Source organism: Chitinophaga sp. H8, assembly GCF_040567655.1.
Lineage (GTDB): Bacteria > Bacteroidota > Bacteroidia > Chitinophagales > Chitinophagaceae > Chitinophaga > Chitinophaga defluvii.
Map to the genome: position 1 here is coordinate 2,324,997 of NZ_JBEXAC010000002.1, position 16,867 is coordinate 2,341,863.

Sequence of the window (16,867 nt, forward strand, 5' to 3'; positions counted from 1 at the left end):
TTTTAGAAATTTACGTTGAGGCCTAAGGAGAAAGCTAAAGGATCCGCAGGAACCATATAGTGATACTCTGGATCTGTATATGCTTTGGTGGCTTTCCATATAGTTCCTAAGTTGTTAACATATCCATAGAACCGGGCTTGCTTAATCCCCATTGTTTTCATAGGTAATGTTAAACTAAACTGTATATCTCTCAGCTTGATCTGGCTGGCGCTTTCTACAAGTGATGAACTATTGGAATAAAACATAGATTCATAATAATCTGCCGGGTATCTGAAGGATGGAATGTCGGTAGTTGCTTCATCACCGGGTTTACGCCATCGCTTAGCGTAATCGGGGCTGCCAATTCCATATTCAACGAAGTTGTACCCGGTAAACATGTTGCCTCTGATAAATTTATGCCCCAACTGGTAAGCTATATTGAATGATAATTCCCAATTTTTATACTGAAAAGCATTTCTGAAACCACCGAAATAGGGCGCAAATTTTGGCCCGTTGTTATTCATTTGATATACGGTAGTGCCATTGTATATCGCGGCATAATCCATAGAAACTTCGCCATCCACATATCCTCTGGCAGCTCCGGTAGCGGGATCTAAACCTGCCGAGGGAAAGCTCAAAACAGAATAAGCATCCATTCCTGCAAACGGAGTAATAACACCTGCGGGGTAATTTTTCCCCAGAAAATTATTAACATATGCTTTGGTAATACGGGTTTTGCTGTATGAAAAAATCAAATGAGAGCTCCATTGAAATGTTTTACTTCTGATGTTGACAGTATTCAATGAAATGTCCCAACCTTTTGTCTGCATACTGGTACCGTTAATATTCATATTGGTAAAACCCGTAGTTGGATCCAGCAATGTTGAATAGACCAGGTCTTTAGGGTTTTTAATATAATATTCGATACTACCGGAAATCCGGTTATCAAAAGCCGCGAAGTCTGTCCCCAGGTTCAGGTTGGAAACCTTCTCCCAGCGCAGGCTCGGATTAGGCGGGCTTACAATGGTAGCATAGCTTAGTTGGGTGGTAGTATGCAGATCTCCGGAACGATTCATAATCGGATAAGCAGAGGTGGTATTATTTACATTACCGGTATATCCATAGGTTGCCCGTAGTTTTAAAGAATGAACTTTGTTGCTCTGATAGAAATCTTCATTAGAAATCACCCATGCCAATCCGGCAGACCAGAAAGGTTTAGCCCTGTTATTAGGCTTTACCCCGAATAAATTGGAAGCGTCCCGCCTCGCACTTCCACTGACAATATATTTTCTGTTATAGGAATACGAAACATTTGCAAAAGAGGAAAGGTATCGGTTTTTCAACTGTTCCATAAGAGGGCTACCATGATCAATAAAAGAATTGTTCATCCCATTAAGATTAGGCTTCAGAGAAGTATAATCGACATCGGCATAGCTAAGATTATCTTTATTATAACCCCAAAACAAAGTATTATAGCCGGAATAGATATTTTCCCTGAGTTCTGCGCCTATCAATGCATTAATCTGATGTTTATCAGCTATTGTTTTATCCACTTCAAATTGCAACCGGGCATTATGGTTCTGATTATTCTTATTTGCAATGCCCAATTTATCTCCTACTGGTATGCCCCAATACACATTCTTATCATCCCAGGAGGCAAACCAGTTAAGTGAAGATCTCATTGAATAAGATGCTATGCCTTCCCATCTCTCCGCCTGGTTGTTGCTAAAACTATATCCGTATATAGCAGCTGATTTTAACCAGGGGAATAACTGGTAGGAAATAGTTGCATTCAGCATTATTTGCCTTTCTTTAGCTATAAAACTGGTGGCATATAATTCATCCAGTGGTTTATATTCCCAGTTAAGCAATCGTCCCCCTGCAATGGTATCCCTAAAAATAGGATCCCACCCGTAGGTTGCCTGATGTACTGCTAAGGCATTACCTTGCTGGTCAGCTAATTCCAGATAAGGTAATGTGCCATAGCCATTTGACAGGTAATTATATTCTATTTCCTGAGCGGTTTCCCTTGTCTTAGCACTCGTATATTGCATGGTAAAGTCCATGTTTAACCGCTTAACAGGCTTTAACATAAGCGCGTTTCTTATGGTTAAACGATCATAATCAGAGGTTACCAATTTATTTTTATTATCATCAAAGCCAATTGAAAGATTGTAAGCCATCTTATCGTTTCCTGAAGAAAGCTGAATATTATGCTGCTGTTTAATGGCCTTTCTATAAACATATTTCAGGAAATCATCCCTGCCATCAATTGTTCTTAAACGATTGATCCCGTTATCCAGTTTATCTTGTGAAATTTCTCCATCCCTGAATTTTTTCAGTAATTGTATTACCGGGGTTTTGTCACTGTAATATGCATCCAAAGACCACTCGTAGCGTCCTAAATTATAAAGCTCCAATTCGAGATCAATATAATCTGAAGCGCTCATTTGTGATAAGCTGTATAGGTCTGGTTTGCTTTCAATGGTAAGATTGGTATTCACCGAAAGATTAAAGCCGCTATTGTATCTGCCTTTTTTAGTATTAATAACAATTACTCCATTCCCGGATTTTGCACCCCACACGGAAGCAGCAGCAGCATCCTTTAATATTGTCATGCTTTCAATATCGTTAGGATTAATATTGTTATAATCTCCTTCATAAGGAATTCCATCAAGCACCACCAACGGCCAATAATTGGATTTCAAGGAACTACGGCCTCTTATATTCACGCCGAGTAAAGTATTCCTGGATCTGGGGGTTTCCTTATATGAACTGATACCAGGCACAATATCATGTAACCTGCTGGCAAAATCGGTGGATACTTTACGGTTTACCAATTTATTATTCACAAATTCAAAACTGCCGGTTGCTCTTTCTTTAGGGATATCCTGGAAACCAGTACTTAAAATGGTGACCCCTTCCATTTCCAATGCACTTTCTTTCATTACGACATCGAAATTATTATTAGCGCCGACTGCTATATCTAAAAGCTCATATCCAAGCATCCGAAGTTGTAGTACGGCGGAAGAGGAAACACCATCCAGCCTGAACCGTCCATCGGCATCTGTAGTTGTTCCCCTTTTTGTGCCTTTCAATAATACGGTAACACCAGGTAAGGGGCTTTGCGTAGAAGCCGCCCGCACCTGGCCGGTCAGCGTTATCGAATTTATACTAGAATCTCTCACTCCCCCGGAACGCTCCTGCTTACTTTCCTTTGGAACAGTATCCCTCCTCGTAAGGGATATAGTCTTCCCTGAAATCTGGTATTTTAGAGGTTGATCTTTAAGGGATAAGTCTAAAAAATCCACAAGCGGCATATTATGTACCTGAACAGAAACCGGTTTTGCACCTGCCAGCAGTTTCCTGGTAGTGAATACTGTGTAGCCGGTCTGCTTTTCTATTTGGGAAACCACCCGTTCAAGGGAGATGTTTTTTCCTGACAAAGTAATGGTCTGCGCGGCTGTATGGGCTTGCACAGTCAATAAAGCAACCGTCAGTAGCAGGAAGGTTAGTTTCATCACATTCATGATCAATTTTCGATTGGTGTGATGGGATCTCTCGTTGGTTGATCTCATCATTAACACCATTTTAGATTTGGTTGGATACCACCCTTGTCCGGCCGGCTTGGTTTTACCAGGCACAGCGAAAGGCTGGCTACAATACGCAGTTTTTTGCATAAATTGCAGTTTGGCAGATTAAAAATTAAAGTTTCGAAACATGCTTTGGTTGAGTCTGTCACCTATTTTTACCGCTACGGGGCCTAATCCGTGGCGGTTTCTTTTATATATTAACAACTATGGTGTTATAATAATACGTCTGCCATCCTGTTCCACCCGGAAATGAAGATCAAAGTCGCGTAGCCATTTTAATAACACAGAAAGCGGTACATCCCGACCCATTTTACCCACAAACTCCACGTCCGGAATCCCTTTTTCATACACCACTTCAATATCATACCAGCGGGCCACCTGTCGCATTAACTCTTCCAACTGAACATCATTAAAATCAAACAATCCGTTTTTCCAGGCTATCGCCTTATCTATATCTGCATCTTTCTGTAGCCGCATACCTTCCTCGCCCTTTATACGTACCTGTTGGCCCGGATGTAGCAGCAGGCTGTTGTTTCCCTGCCGGACCCTCACCGCTCCTTCCAGCAACGTAGTGGTGAACTGCGGATCACTGGCATACGCATTCACATTAAAATGGGTGCCCAGCACTTCGACAGCGGTTTTTTCATCTATTTGTACTTTAAAAGGTTGCCTTACATCTTTGGTCACCTCGAAGTAGGCCTCCCCAGTAATTTCCACCAGCCGCTCTTTACCGGTAAACACCGTAGGATACCGGAGCGAACTGGCGGCATTTAACCACACCATTGTGCCATCTGGTAATTTAACCTGAAACTGGCCTCCGCGTGGCGTGGTAAGCACATTATAGCTGACGGAAGCAGTACCTCCCTGCACATGGTATTGCAGTTGTCCGCCATTTTGCTGTACTATTGCACCGGCCTGCCGAATAACCTGGTGGCCGGCACTGTCTAAAGTAACCGTTGAGCCATCTGCCAACGTGAGAATGGCTTTGTTGCTGCCCGGTGCAATATCGGCAACGACTGTCACCGGCTGTTGAGACACACGGCGCGACATATAATAATCAGTAACTGTGCCCGCCAGTAATACAGCCACTGCAGCAGCCCAGCTCCACCGGCGTATAAAATGAACGCGATTCCCTACTGGTTTTGCATCTGACGCTCGCTGCAACCGAAGGTCCATATCTTCCAGCATGTAATCCGGCACTTCGACAGTCTCGTCCCAAGCTTTTTTCATCAGCTGTAACAATTCACCATCGTGCTTTTTCTCGGCTAGCAGTGCATTCCATCGCTGAAACTCCTCCTCACTCATATTGTTAGCAAGGAACTTGCGGTAGAGGTCAGGCAACTCATCATTATATTGTATATCGTTCTGCATGAGCTATCGTAAAAATCAGCGGTTTTAACATGTATACACCGCACGGCATCAAAGGGAGTAGTCTGTTGAAAGAAATTTTTTCAGGAGAATTGGTAGCTACGTACCAAGGCGAATAACAATACCCCCAATTCGGCGTATTTTGTAATGAATTCCCGGATCATTCTTGAAGCTTCTACCATGTGTTTTTTTACTGTTAATGGAGAAATGTTCAATTGTTCGGCAATAGCCGCCTGTGATAATCCTTCCTGACGATGAAGGCGGTAGATAATCTTTTTCTGTGGGGGCAATGCCTCGATCGCTCTTTGGTAGACCTCCGATAGTTCCTTTGCAATCAGGTTGGTTTCTGGGTTGTCGTGCATCTCCTGCATCAATGTCCAGGCATGCTTCATTTTCGCGCGGTCACGCCCGGCATCGCGCAGCATGTTTAAGATATGGTTGTGCGTAATGCGTACCAGGTAGCCTTCAAAGTTATCGTCAGGTCTTACTTGCGCCCTTTTCTCCCATAGCTTGATAAATACAGTCTGCAATACTTCACGAGCGATCTGATCGGATTTGGTATGCTTAAGTGCGAAAGCGAAGATTTTTCCCTGGAAGCGTACATAGAGAGAGCGGAAAGCAAGTTCATCTCCCTGCCCGAAACGGGTGAGCAGCTCCTTCTCATTATGTAAGTTGTATTCAGGCAAAATGAATGTGCATTATGTCCCCTGTCTAAAATAGTTAAAAATTGACGACTGTTGATGGTTGACAATGGCTCATATAACATGCCCATTAATTTTCGCCAAGTTGCAATATTAATGAATTCTGATAAATGGAGTGAAAAATGAAATGAGGCGAGAGGACGAAACCAAACAGATATACATATAAATGAAGAAAGCTACCTATAAGGCAGCTTTCTTCATTTATAGCGGAATATTTTTACCAGGGTTTCCCTGTACCTTGAATCAACCACATCTTCGACCATTGATCATCTACAGCCGGTTGCAGGTTTTGTATGGCGGCATTTACATTATCGCCGTTGAAATTCTTTTCATTGGCGCCATAAAAAAACCGCACGGGTATTTTCTCTCCCTGCGGGCCGCTAACAATATTTTTGCCCAGGTTGGGATAACCTGTCCTTCTCCAGTTAAACCAGGCTTCTACGGAAGTGAAATCTGCTACCCACACCTGCTCCATGATGGGCAGTATTTTATCTGGTGCAGCTTTAAAAGCAGTGGCTGCATTGGTCAGAAAAGCATTCAGATCGAACGCTTCGATCTGATGGTTTTCGGGGTTATAGACTTTTTTATCGCCATCGGAAATACCATACTGGTTAAAGGAAGTGCTGATACCCTTTGTGTAATAATCAACTGCCGAGCCGGATATCCATCCTCTTACCGCTGCTTCCGCCAGGGTGAGATTGACCTCGCTTGCAGAAATGAATACAACAGGCAGGTTGGCATTTGCATTATCTCTGAACATGTTTGCCAGGTAAGAAACAAATGGATTGGCTGCCCCCGCTGTATAAATAGCAGGATCCAATGTTTTAACCGTATTCACGGCAGCAGGTGTTTTTTTATTGTAGGTGTCGGGATTGGGCAGGGCTACTTTAAGGCCCACATACAGAGAAGTATCCACCCCCTCCTGGTAAGTCCTCAGGAAACGTTTTACTTTCCCATCGGTATCTTTCATAATCACTTCATCAGCACCTGCATCCCTGATGATGGTTGGCACATCCACTGGTTTAAACCACACCGTCAGTCTTGGATCATGGCTATTCTTCAGGAAGTTAATGATTGGTGCGCCGGGTTTCAATCTATAATACACAGAGGGATCGGGTTGGTTAAAAGGACCCAATGGCCAGCTATCCAAAGCAGAAGTGCCTGGAAAATATACAGCTGCGTTATCGCTGCTGTTTACGATAAGCGGATAATTAGCCGGGTCTGCAACGATCTTCTTAAACTCTGACTTTACATCAACGCCTATTGCCTGCATGTCGTTTGTTTTTTCGGATAACCGCATCAGGAATCTGATATGCAGAGAATTGGCAAAGGCCCTCCATTTCTGTACATTTCCCTTAAACAAAATATCAGCCGATTGGGTGAAAGTAGTTACGGAAGTGGCCTTCTTTAAAGTAGTGTTAGCCATTTCCAAATCATTCAATATACCCTTGAATACATCCTGCTGCTTGTCAAAAGCAGGTTTCAACACACCTTCAGTTCCTCTCATCGCTTCGCTGAAGGGAATATCTCCCCAGCTCGAAGTATAATATCCGAACCAGTAAGATTTCATGATAAGCGCAATGCCCCGAAAAAAAGCAGAATCCGCTGTTCCCGCCGCGCGCTTTTCCAGATAGGCCGAATTGGACAGGGCCAGATAAAACTGCCGGTATGCCCAGTCGCCCGACTTCCAGCCGAATGTGTTCGTGATGGCAATTCCTGAAAAATCCTGCTGAACATATTGCATTGCCGCCGGAAGCACACACTGGGTGGTATTTCCTGCAAACTCTGTCAGCGCCATGGTCATGGCAGAGCTCGAAATAACCTGGCTCATGATAAATGCCGGATTTACCTGCTCCGCCAATAATGTGTTAGGATTTATATTGGTATCTGTCAGGGTTTTTCCGCAACCTGAAAGGATGAATAAGAAAAGAACCCCTTTATAAAATAGATGTAGTGATTTCATTGGTTGATAGTTCTAGAATTGAACATTTAGTTTAAGACCCATTACCGCTGTCCATGGCGCCATGTTTGCGCGATCATACCCCAGTTCATAAGGAGCTCCCGGATCTGTTTTGAAATAACCGGCAGACTCAGGGTCAATATTATTTTTGGCTTTGGTCCATAAGATCAGGTTTCTCATGAAAAGGGAAAGCGATAACGCCTGTGCTTTTATATGGTTTGCCATTGCAGGGGAAAAATTATAGGCAACGGCCAGCTCTCTCAGTTTTAAAAAAGAAGCATCGTACATCCAGGTTTGGACACCCTGATCCCAATATCCGGAGCCGCCGGCTATATTATCGGCAGCAAAATATTTGGTACCTGCACCACCGAAATTCTCGATGTACCCGCCGTTACCATCGGAGCGGACACCTGGGAAAAACGCACCGTTGGAAAGCCCTGTACTGGCCAGGGGGAATCCACCCAGGGCCTCTGTTCTTCCACCTACCCACGTAAGACCATTGGCGCCATTATATCTTGTCGGATTGTTTTTAATTTCCTGGGCCAACTGATCTTTGTTGCCATTGAAAGAATTATTGCTGAGGATTCCGGTAAATGTGCTTGAACCATCGCCTTTGTACCAGCTTTCCTGACGTCCATCCCTGGTCATGCGCAGCATACTTTCAGAATAATAATTACCTCCTTGTCTCCAGTCGAAGCTGGCAGAAACGGTAAACCTTTTATATGAAACGTTTGTCTGAAACCCTACTGTGAAATCATTGATGACATTTCCTATTTTCTTCAGCACGGGCTCGCGCTGAACATATCCGTTCCCATCCAGTAATGGCCAACCCTGGTAAGGTCCATCTGCAACACGAACTACATCATTTCCCCAAACATCCCCTATATTATCACCCACCTTGGTCTGGTTGTATGCATTCTGAGCGGCCCAGAACTGAAATACTGATATCCCTTCAGGAAGGGCCTTTAGCTTGCTGCGGTCCCTGGTGTAAACAAAATTAACATCCCAGGTAAGCGCGCTGGTTTTCACAGGCACGCCATGAAGCACGATCTCTACGCCACTATTGCTCACGATACCTGCATTGACACTTGCTAAAGTGTACCCCGTTGTAGCAGGGGTACTTATACTCATGATCTGGTCTTTGTCGTCAACCTTGTAGTAGGTAATATTAAACCCTAACCGGTTATTAAACAGCGATAAGTCAACCCCGGCTTCGGAAGAGACAATGCTTTCAGGTTTTAAGTTGTTGTTTGCCATCGTTGTTTGCAGGGAATAAATAGTGGTTGTACCCCAGGTGGATTTGACAAGTGTCTGAGATTGTTGGTAAGGATTGGTATCCTTTCCCACTTGCGCCCAACCGCCACGGAGCTTGAACAACGATACAAAGGAAGGCAATTGAAGTATATCAGACATAATGAAGCTCAGCGAGGCTGATGGATAAAAATAGGACCTGTTATTTTCCGGCAGCGTACTGGACCAGTCATTTCTGCTGGTCAGATCGAGGTAAACCACTTTTTTATAATCCAGTGAGGCCATGCCATACAAGCTGTTGATCCTTTTTTTATAGAAAGAATTGCCAAAATTTAAGAAACCCTTGTCTACGTTGCCCGACGTATATAATCCCGGCAACACCAGGTTCTGGCCTCCTATGGAAGAACTGGCGCCATGCTGATACATTAAGTTACCGCCACCGGATAGATTCAGGGAAAAATCACCGAATCCTTTTTTATAAGTCAGCAGAAAATCCGCATTTGTTTCCTGGCTATTGCTGGAAGCATAATTATAACTTCCCTGGCGGTTTCGTACTTCTGACCAGCCGTGCTGGGATTGTGTGGTGTAGGTTTGACTAAACGTACCTATGCGTGCCATCAGGCTTAATTGCGGGGTAATAGTCCAGTCAAATTTGATATTCCCGTAAGGATTTATTTTCTCGAATTTATTTACGTTCACATAAGCTGTGAACCAGGGGTTATTGAAATGATCGTCCCATACATTTTGTTGTATGCCGTCTACTTTCCAATAATTCTTAACATCGTTAATGTTAATATAATTAGGCATGAAATAAATATCTTCAAACGGATAGTTATCCCAGCTCTGTGACCTGAAGTTGTCTGACCCTGAAATTAAGTAATTAATATTAGTGCTTACTTTTACTTTCTTGGTGATGTTGTACGATCCGGAAAAAGAGATGGCATCCTTTTTCAGTTCCACGCCAGGGTAAGTACCATTTGCCCGGGTATCGGTCATAGACAAACTAAAATTACCCTTTTCATTGGCCCCCCGAACACTCACATCATTAATAAAGCTGTTACCCGTTTGTGTAAAATTCTTTACGTTATCAGGATAAGCCTTTAAGGGAACTGCCTGCCCATTGGAATTCCATTGGATGGCAGGTGTTCCCATGGCGGGGCCCCACCATCCTGTTTGTGCGGCATCAAATGCGCCATTGCTACCATTGGCGAACTGATTCTGCTGCTTCACGAAGTGATAGGGGATGCTTGCAGCATAGGAAGAATTTACAGTAACGCCTATTCCTTTTTTTATACTCGCTCCATTTTTAGTGGTCACCAGCAATACGCCACTTCCGGCACGGGATCCATAGAGTGCTGCTGCGCTGGGACCTTTTAAAACGGTAACGCTCTCAATGTTATCGGCGCTGAGGTTGGATAATACCCCAGCATCGTTGCCGGTGGGCAAACCATCTACGACAATAAGCGGCGCATCATTTCCTGAAAGCGATTTTATTCCACGGATAACGACTTGAGGATCACTGTTGATATCCATACTTGGATTGCTGATCTTAAGACCGGCTACTTTGCCGGTGAGTGCATTCACGACATTTTCCTGCGGCACCTTAGCCATTTGATCGCTTTTTACTTCACCTACCGCATATCCAAGCGATCTTTTCTGCCTTCCGATTCCGAGGGCAGTCACTACAATTCCACTCAGTTCCTTATCCCGGGGCTTAAGCTCTACAATAAGCGGGTCGTTATTTTTAATTACAACCTCTCTGGATTCGAAACCAATAAAAGTGAAAACAAGTGTTTCGCCGATGGCGGCCCTTATTTTAAAATTCCCTGCCTCATCCGTAACCGTTCTGGAGTTTCCACCCTTTACTGTCACAGATGCTCTGCCGAGCGACAAGCCATCGGCAGAAAAAACTTTACCAGTAATAGAGGTATCCGCAATATGCTGGTCCGGAATAATGCTCTTTAACGCAGACTGGCCATCGGTTTTATGATAAAGCATTATAGTCTTGTCTTCGTTGGTGAAGCTTAAAGACTGGTTTTTGAGAATGATTTCCAGGAAATCATCCAACGGCATATCATGTGCGGAGACCGATACAGGAACCGTACCTTTCAGGTCTGAAGTATTATAAAAAACAACGTGGCCGGTTTGCTTTTTTATAACAGAGAAAATCTTTTTAAGTGCCACATTTTTACCGGAAAAGGTGATGTTTTGAGAAACGGCACTAGCGTGTGCATTCAGTAGCGCAGCGAATAGTAAAATAAAAGCTAGCTTCATCACTAACAGTGTTTTGGTAAGATACCGGGATCTCCACCAGGTAGCCTGGTGCTCATGAACAGTTTTTTGCATAAATTGCACTAGTTTGGTTGATGACGAATGTTGTGAAAGACGGGATTCTTTCAACCGAATGTCTTGCCGGAAGTGCTTCACCATTTCCGGCTTTTTTTTCAGTTGATCAGTAAAAAATTACAGTTTCTTCATTCACATGGTTAAGGATTTTTAATGATAAACAAGTATACTTAGCCGGTCAGGGCATTACGACCAACCGCCGGCCCTCTTCTATACGGAAATGGACGCCTGCTTTTTTTAATCCGTCAAGCAGTCTGGCCAGACTTACATTTTTGCTGACCTCTCCACCAAAATTCATCTCCGGAATACCTTTTTCATATACCACCTCAATGTTGTACCACCTTGCCACCTGGTGCATCACTTCCTGCAGGCTGGCATTTTCAAAATTGAACAGTCCATTTTTCCAGGCCATGATCTTTTCAACGTCAACATCGCTGACCACTTTTGTTTTTTCGGATGGCCTGATCTGTGCTTGCTGGCCTGGGTTGAGGGTTACCGCCTTTTCGTTTGTATTCAGCGGAAGCACCCGCACACCACCTTCCAGCAGTGTTGTACTCAGTTTATTTTCTTCTGTATAGGCATTTATGTTAAAGCTGGTTCCCAGCACTTCAATTTCTACCCGGTCCTTCACACTTACCCGGAAAGGCATTTCCGCATTCTTCGCCACTTCAAAGTAGGCTTCGCCTGTAAGCTCCACCCTGCGTTCTTTTCCTTTAAAAGCAGTAGGATACCGTAAAGAGGACGCTGCATTAAGCCATACCATGGAGCCATCTGGCAACTGCAACTTGAAATTACCGCCACGTGGTGTAACCAGATTATTATAACTAACGGCTGTGTTACCATCCTGTGCATCATATACCAACTGGCCGCCCGATTGCTTGATGGTGGTGGCACCCTGTCTGATCGTCTGGTTACCTGCACTATCCAGTGTAATAGAAGAACCGTCGGCCAGGTTAAGAATGGCTTTGTTGGTACCGGGGGGAATATCTGTAGCCAGGTAACCGGCGTCTTTTATAGGTGTATGCTCCCTGTTATGTTGCCACCAGAAATAAATGCCGGCTGAAAATAATACCATAATGGATGCAGCCGCCCAGCCCCATCTACGCAGAAAATGCAAACGGTGTGTGGGGGCAGGTGATGTTGCCTGCAACGGAAGCGGCTTGTCTGTTTGGGTAGCCCGTTGCAATAAGGGCAGCAGGGTTTCGTCCCTGACATCCGCCCTGTATAGATCTTCTGTCAGGGTTTCCAATGCGGCTATCATCTCGGCAGAGTGCTCCTCATCCTGCAACAACGCATAAAATTCCTGTTGCTCTTGAGGGCTCAACTGGCCTGCTATAAATTTCGAGACTAAGTGATATGTTTTTTGTTGATCCATGTTCCTCTTATAAGGATGCACCTGATAGCAGCATTGTCATGCCTGGTAGCCATATTTTTTTAAAAAAAGTGGAAAACCGGCTTAAAACTGCGAAGCCAGGAATAAAACGGTCAAATGAACAACCAATTCCAGGTGCTGCCGGATGCTTTTAACGGCGATGCTCAATGAATTTCTGACATGCCCGTAAGACAAATTCATTTTTGCTGCAATCTCCATGGCGGAAAGACCTTCCAGCCGGTTCAGTTCAAAAATAGTTCTCCGTTGTTCAGGCATGCGTTTAATAAACTCACCCACCCGTTGCTGCAATTCTTTGACCTCCAGGGATTGCAGGGCGCCATTTTCTATATATTCAGGGATTTTTAAGGCTGACAGCCGTTTGTCATAAGCCGCATTTTTCCGGAGGTATATCAGCGCTTCGTTGAGCGTTATCTTTTTTAACCATGCTGCTAAGAAATGGACTTCTGGTAGCTGATCCCGGTGCAACCATAACTTTATAAATACTTCTTGTAATACATCCTGTTTTGCAGCTTCATCCTGGAGTACTTTATAGGCTAATGCACCCAGGGATGTTGAATATTGGCCAAAGAGGGTTGTGAAGGCAGATTCACCACCTTCTGATACCCGCTGCAGCAGCTCTTTTTCCTCGTAAGTATGCCTGGCCGACAATGAATTAATAAGTTTAATATTATCCTTCACAAACTATGACAAAAAAGTATAGTAAGGTAGTACCAGTACCAAATTATAACACAAACACAACTTTAGAACAAATTAAGGTTGCTGGTAGTTTCATCTTTCCATGCTTTTACGATTGTAAAATCTGCATCGAAGGCATATTCCCTGGGGTAATCCTTTCCCGAAAAATTCCTGATTTCTTTACCGTCCGTCACTTCGGTACCTAAGCCTGCGGGTGTAGATTGAGCAGTCTATTTTTTAATAGTGCTATATCTAAGCTCCCTGCAACCATCCTGTATGGATAGCGCAACACAAAGTGCCTGTCATCGCCGCGAGTATCCCGAAGAATCTTGATAAATCTGCTATATTTGTTGGGAGAGGTATGGATTAGTTTTATTCACAAGAACATAGTAATGAAGTTTTTTATTTTTTGTTTTGCAGCCATGCTGCTTTCAAACAGTGGCTATTCACAGGATACATGGGTTTGTGACACGATAACAATTGGTGGCATCCAGCAAGTAATTGCAACTAAGGGGGCTGATGCCGGCCCTATCATTTTATTTCTGCATGGTGGTCCGGGTAGCTCCAGGATGAAACAGGCAGATATATTCAGCAATCAGCTCCAGGCTAAGTTCCTGGTAGTGCAATGGGACCAGCGGGAATCCGGCAGAACATTGCAGCTGAACAAAACAGACCACCCTATCTCTCTTGAACTCATGGTTGCGGATACCCGTGAATTGATAGATACCTTACTAAACAGGTTTCATAAGAAGAAGTTGTATCTGGCCGGTGAGTCCTGGGGAACTGTTCTGGGGTTTGAAATAGCTGAAAAATACCCGGAACTGCTACATGCCTACCTGGCTTTTAGTCCGGTAACCGACCAGGTGAAAAGTGAAAAAATGCTGTTATCCAGATTGATGGAAGATGCCAAAAAGAAGGATAACACAACCGCTAAAAACCAACTATCGGTGGTTAAAATACCATTTGAAAATTATGAGCAGTTGTATTACCTGCGAATGTGGTGGTTCAGTTATGACGGCCATCCCATCGCCGACAAAGACTCGTCCTTTGTCAGGGATTATCTTAAATCCTGGTCAAATACCTGGCTTCCCACCTGGCAGCAGGCGATGAAACGCAACCTTTTCACCGAACTACCAGCTGTGAAATGTCCAACCTATTTTTTCCTGGGTGGGAAAGATTATCAAACTAATTGTGAGCTTGCCAAAATGTACTATAAGCAACTTTCTGCCCCGAAGAAAAATATGTATTGGTTTGAAAGTGCCAGTCATGACATCTTGATTTCAGAGGCCCCTCAAGTCCAGAAAATCGTGATAAATGAAATACTGGAGAATTAATTTCCTGGATATTTCCAACAAATCAAAGGATTTGTATAAAGTTGATGGAAAGAACATATTTATACAAACAAGATATTGCTATGAATACGGGGAGGAGGTAGTAATTCAGAACGAATAATCTATTATGTTTATGATAGTTTTTAATGTTAATATACCTATATAGACAATCCATCAATCCCCCTATGATGAAAATTAAACTGGTTTATATACAAGTAAGCTTGTTAGTGTGTAGCATATTGATCGCCGGCACAGCGATGGGCAAGGATACGCTCCGTGTACAGTCGCCTTCAGGAAAGGTCGGTGTAAAAGTATGGATGGCCGAAAAACTTGCCTACGAGGTTACTTACGAAGGCCGCACGATTATAGCGCCTTCTTTTATTGATATGGAAATAGCCGGTAAGGGGACACTGTCGGCAGATAGGGGTATCCGTTCTGCTTCGGTTGTAAAAGTGAATGAGCAGATCACATCTCCTGTGCCGGAAAAGCGCAGATTGATACCAGACGTGTACAACCACCTTTCCCTGCGTTTCCGGCAGCCTTATACGGTAGAATTCAGGGTGTACGATGATGGTGTGGCATATCGTATTGGTACTGCTTTTAAGGGAAATATCATTGTAAAAAACGAAGTAGCGGAATTTAACTTTCCTGGTAATCCCACTGCTTACTTTCCGGAAACTCCCGGCAGAGCGCATAACTCCTTTTCAACCAGTTTCGAAGATCTGTACGTGCACCGGAAAATTGCGGATTACCCGGCACAAAATATGACTTACACACCATTGCTTATCGCTCCTGCATCCAATCCAAAGATCGCTATTACGGAATCTGATCTGGAGGCTTATCCGGGGTTGTTTTTGAAGTCTAATGGTGGCGCATCGCTGAAAGCGGTTTTTCCACCATATCCCTTGGCGTTAAAAGTACAGGAGGGACTGTATTCTGCCAACCGGGTCAGTAAAGGGGCTGATTACATTGCCCATACAGCGGGAAGCAGAACTTTTCCATGGCGGGTAATGATGATAGCTGCTGAAGATAAAGACCTGCCTGTTAATGATATCGTTTACAGGTTGGGTGCTCCATCCCGCGTGCAGGATGTTTCCTGGATCAAACCGGGTAATATTACAGATGAATGGATCATTGATGTTAATCTTTTTAATGTTCCTTTTAAGGCAGGTGTAAATACGGCCTCTTACAAATATTACATCGATTTTGCCAGCCGCTTTGGTTTTGACCGTATTATGATGGATGCAGGATGGAGTGATAATAATGATCTTTTTAAAGTCAATCCCAATATTAATATGGATACGCTCGTGGCATATGCCCGGGAAAAAGGTGTTAAGATCGCGATGTGGACGCTTGCCCTTACGCTGGAACGTCAGCTGGATAGTGCTTTGGCCCAGTTTAAAAAATGGGATGTAGATTTTATCATGACTGATTTTATTGAAAGGGATGATCAGCTGGCGGTAGAGCTGCATCATCGTATTGCAAAAGCATGTGCAGATTCCCGCATCATGCTGATGTTTCATGGAACATTTCCTCCTAAAGGATTTAACCGCACCTATCCGCACGCCATCACCAGAGAAGGGGTGCTGGGATCAGAATATAATATCTGGGGTACGGATGTATCACCGGGTCATGACGTGTTGCTGGCCTTTACAAGAATGCTGGCAGGTCCTTTTGATTATGAACCGGGATTGCTGAGTAACGGTACCAAAAAAAGTTTCCGCCCTGTTGAAGGCCATGTAATGAGCCCCGGTACAAGAGCGCACCAGTTGTCTATGCTGGTTGTCTATGACAATCCAATGCAATTTTTTTCAGGAAACCCTTCCCAGGGTTATTTAGAGCCTGCCTATATGGAATTAACAGGCAGTATTCCGACAGTATGGGATGAAACGCATGTATTGGATGCAAAGGTGGGAGAATGGATCGTTACCAGCCGAAGAAATGGGGATAACTGGTACATTGGCGGTATGACAGACTGGACGGCCAGGGATATCAACCTTCAACTGGATTTCCTGGACAATGTCGGGTACAAGGCAACCATTTGCCGTGATGGGATCAACGCAGATAAGTATGCATCGGATTATGTGATAGAACACATGGAGGTACAACAACACGCAACAATGAAAATTCACATGGCTCCCGGTGGTGGCTTTTTAATTAAACTGGAGAAAAAACAGTGATGTTGGGGAAGGAGGGCGCCCCGGGCCCCATGGATTTAGTTGCCTTTATTGCCCTTTTTTTTGTAGTTTGCAGCACCGATTTGTAACTTA

9 protein-coding genes and 1 pseudogene are annotated in these 16,867 nt (G+C 43.9%); 2 read left to right on the plus strand and 8 right to left on the minus strand.

The annotated features are described in order from the left end of the window. Nucleotides 1-2: 2 nt before the first annotated feature. From ABR189_RS23280 to ABR189_RS23315, 8 genes and pseudogenes are all read right to left on the minus strand, one after another. Nucleotides 3-3,560 (minus strand): SusC/RagA family TonB-linked outer membrane protein, encoded by a 3,558-nt coding sequence (locus ABR189_RS23280; RefSeq protein ID WP_354662894.1) that lies wholly within the window; start codon nucleotides 3,558-3,560, stop codon nucleotides 3-5. 216 nt (nucleotides 3,561-3,776) lie between these two features. Then, a complete protein-coding gene (locus ABR189_RS23285; RefSeq protein WP_354662895.1) occupies nucleotides 3,777-4,943 on the minus strand; it encodes a FecR family protein in 1,167 nt (388 codons plus the stop codon). Nucleotides 4,944-5,023: 80 nt separating this feature from the next. Next, entirely contained in the window at nucleotides 5,024-5,626 is a 603-nt protein-coding gene (locus tag ABR189_RS23290) for an RNA polymerase sigma factor (RefSeq protein ID WP_354662896.1), read from the minus strand. A gap of 232 nt (nucleotides 5,627-5,858) precedes the next feature. After that, nucleotides 5,859-7,604: a SusD/RagB family nutrient-binding outer membrane lipoprotein gene (locus ABR189_RS23295; RefSeq protein ID WP_354662897.1), complete on the minus strand. Its 1,746-nt coding sequence runs from the start codon at nucleotides 7,602-7,604 to the stop codon at nucleotides 5,859-5,861. A gap of 12 nt (nucleotides 7,605-7,616) precedes the next feature. Then, complete coding sequence (locus tag ABR189_RS23300) at nucleotides 7,617-11,198, minus strand: SusC/RagA family TonB-linked outer membrane protein (protein WP_354662898.1); 3,582 nt, start codon at nucleotides 11,196-11,198, stop codon at nucleotides 7,617-7,619. Between the two features lie 178 nt (nucleotides 11,199-11,376). After that, entirely contained in the window at nucleotides 11,377-12,522 is a 1,146-nt protein-coding gene (locus ABR189_RS23305) for a FecR family protein (protein WP_354662899.1), read from the minus strand. A 132-nt stretch (nucleotides 12,523-12,654) separates the two neighbouring features. Beyond that, nucleotides 12,655-13,269 (minus strand): RNA polymerase sigma factor, encoded by a 615-nt coding sequence (locus ABR189_RS23310; protein ID WP_354662900.1) that lies wholly within the window; start codon nucleotides 13,267-13,269, stop codon nucleotides 12,655-12,657. 62 nt (nucleotides 13,270-13,331) lie between these two features. Next, nucleotides 13,332-13,475 (minus strand): annotated as a pseudogene (locus ABR189_RS23315) (succinyl-CoA--3-ketoacid-CoA transferase); the annotation flags it as partial. Nucleotides 13,476-13,658: 183 nt separating this feature from the next. Between ABR189_RS23315 and ABR189_RS23320 the strand changes: the two are divergent. Together ABR189_RS23320 and ABR189_RS23325 are read left to right on the plus strand one after the other, a co-directional pair. Continuing rightward, the gene (locus ABR189_RS23320; RefSeq protein ID WP_354662901.1) at nucleotides 13,659-14,600 is read left to right on the plus strand and encodes an alpha/beta fold hydrolase; all 942 of its coding nucleotides are present in this window, start codon (nucleotides 13,659-13,661) and stop codon (nucleotides 14,598-14,600) included. 182 nt (nucleotides 14,601-14,782) lie between these two features. After that, the gene (locus ABR189_RS23325) at nucleotides 14,783-16,777 is read left to right on the plus strand and encodes a glycoside hydrolase family 97 protein (RefSeq protein WP_354662902.1); all 1,995 of its coding nucleotides are present in this window, start codon (nucleotides 14,783-14,785) and stop codon (nucleotides 16,775-16,777) included. Nucleotides 16,778-16,867 lie beyond the last annotated feature (90 nt).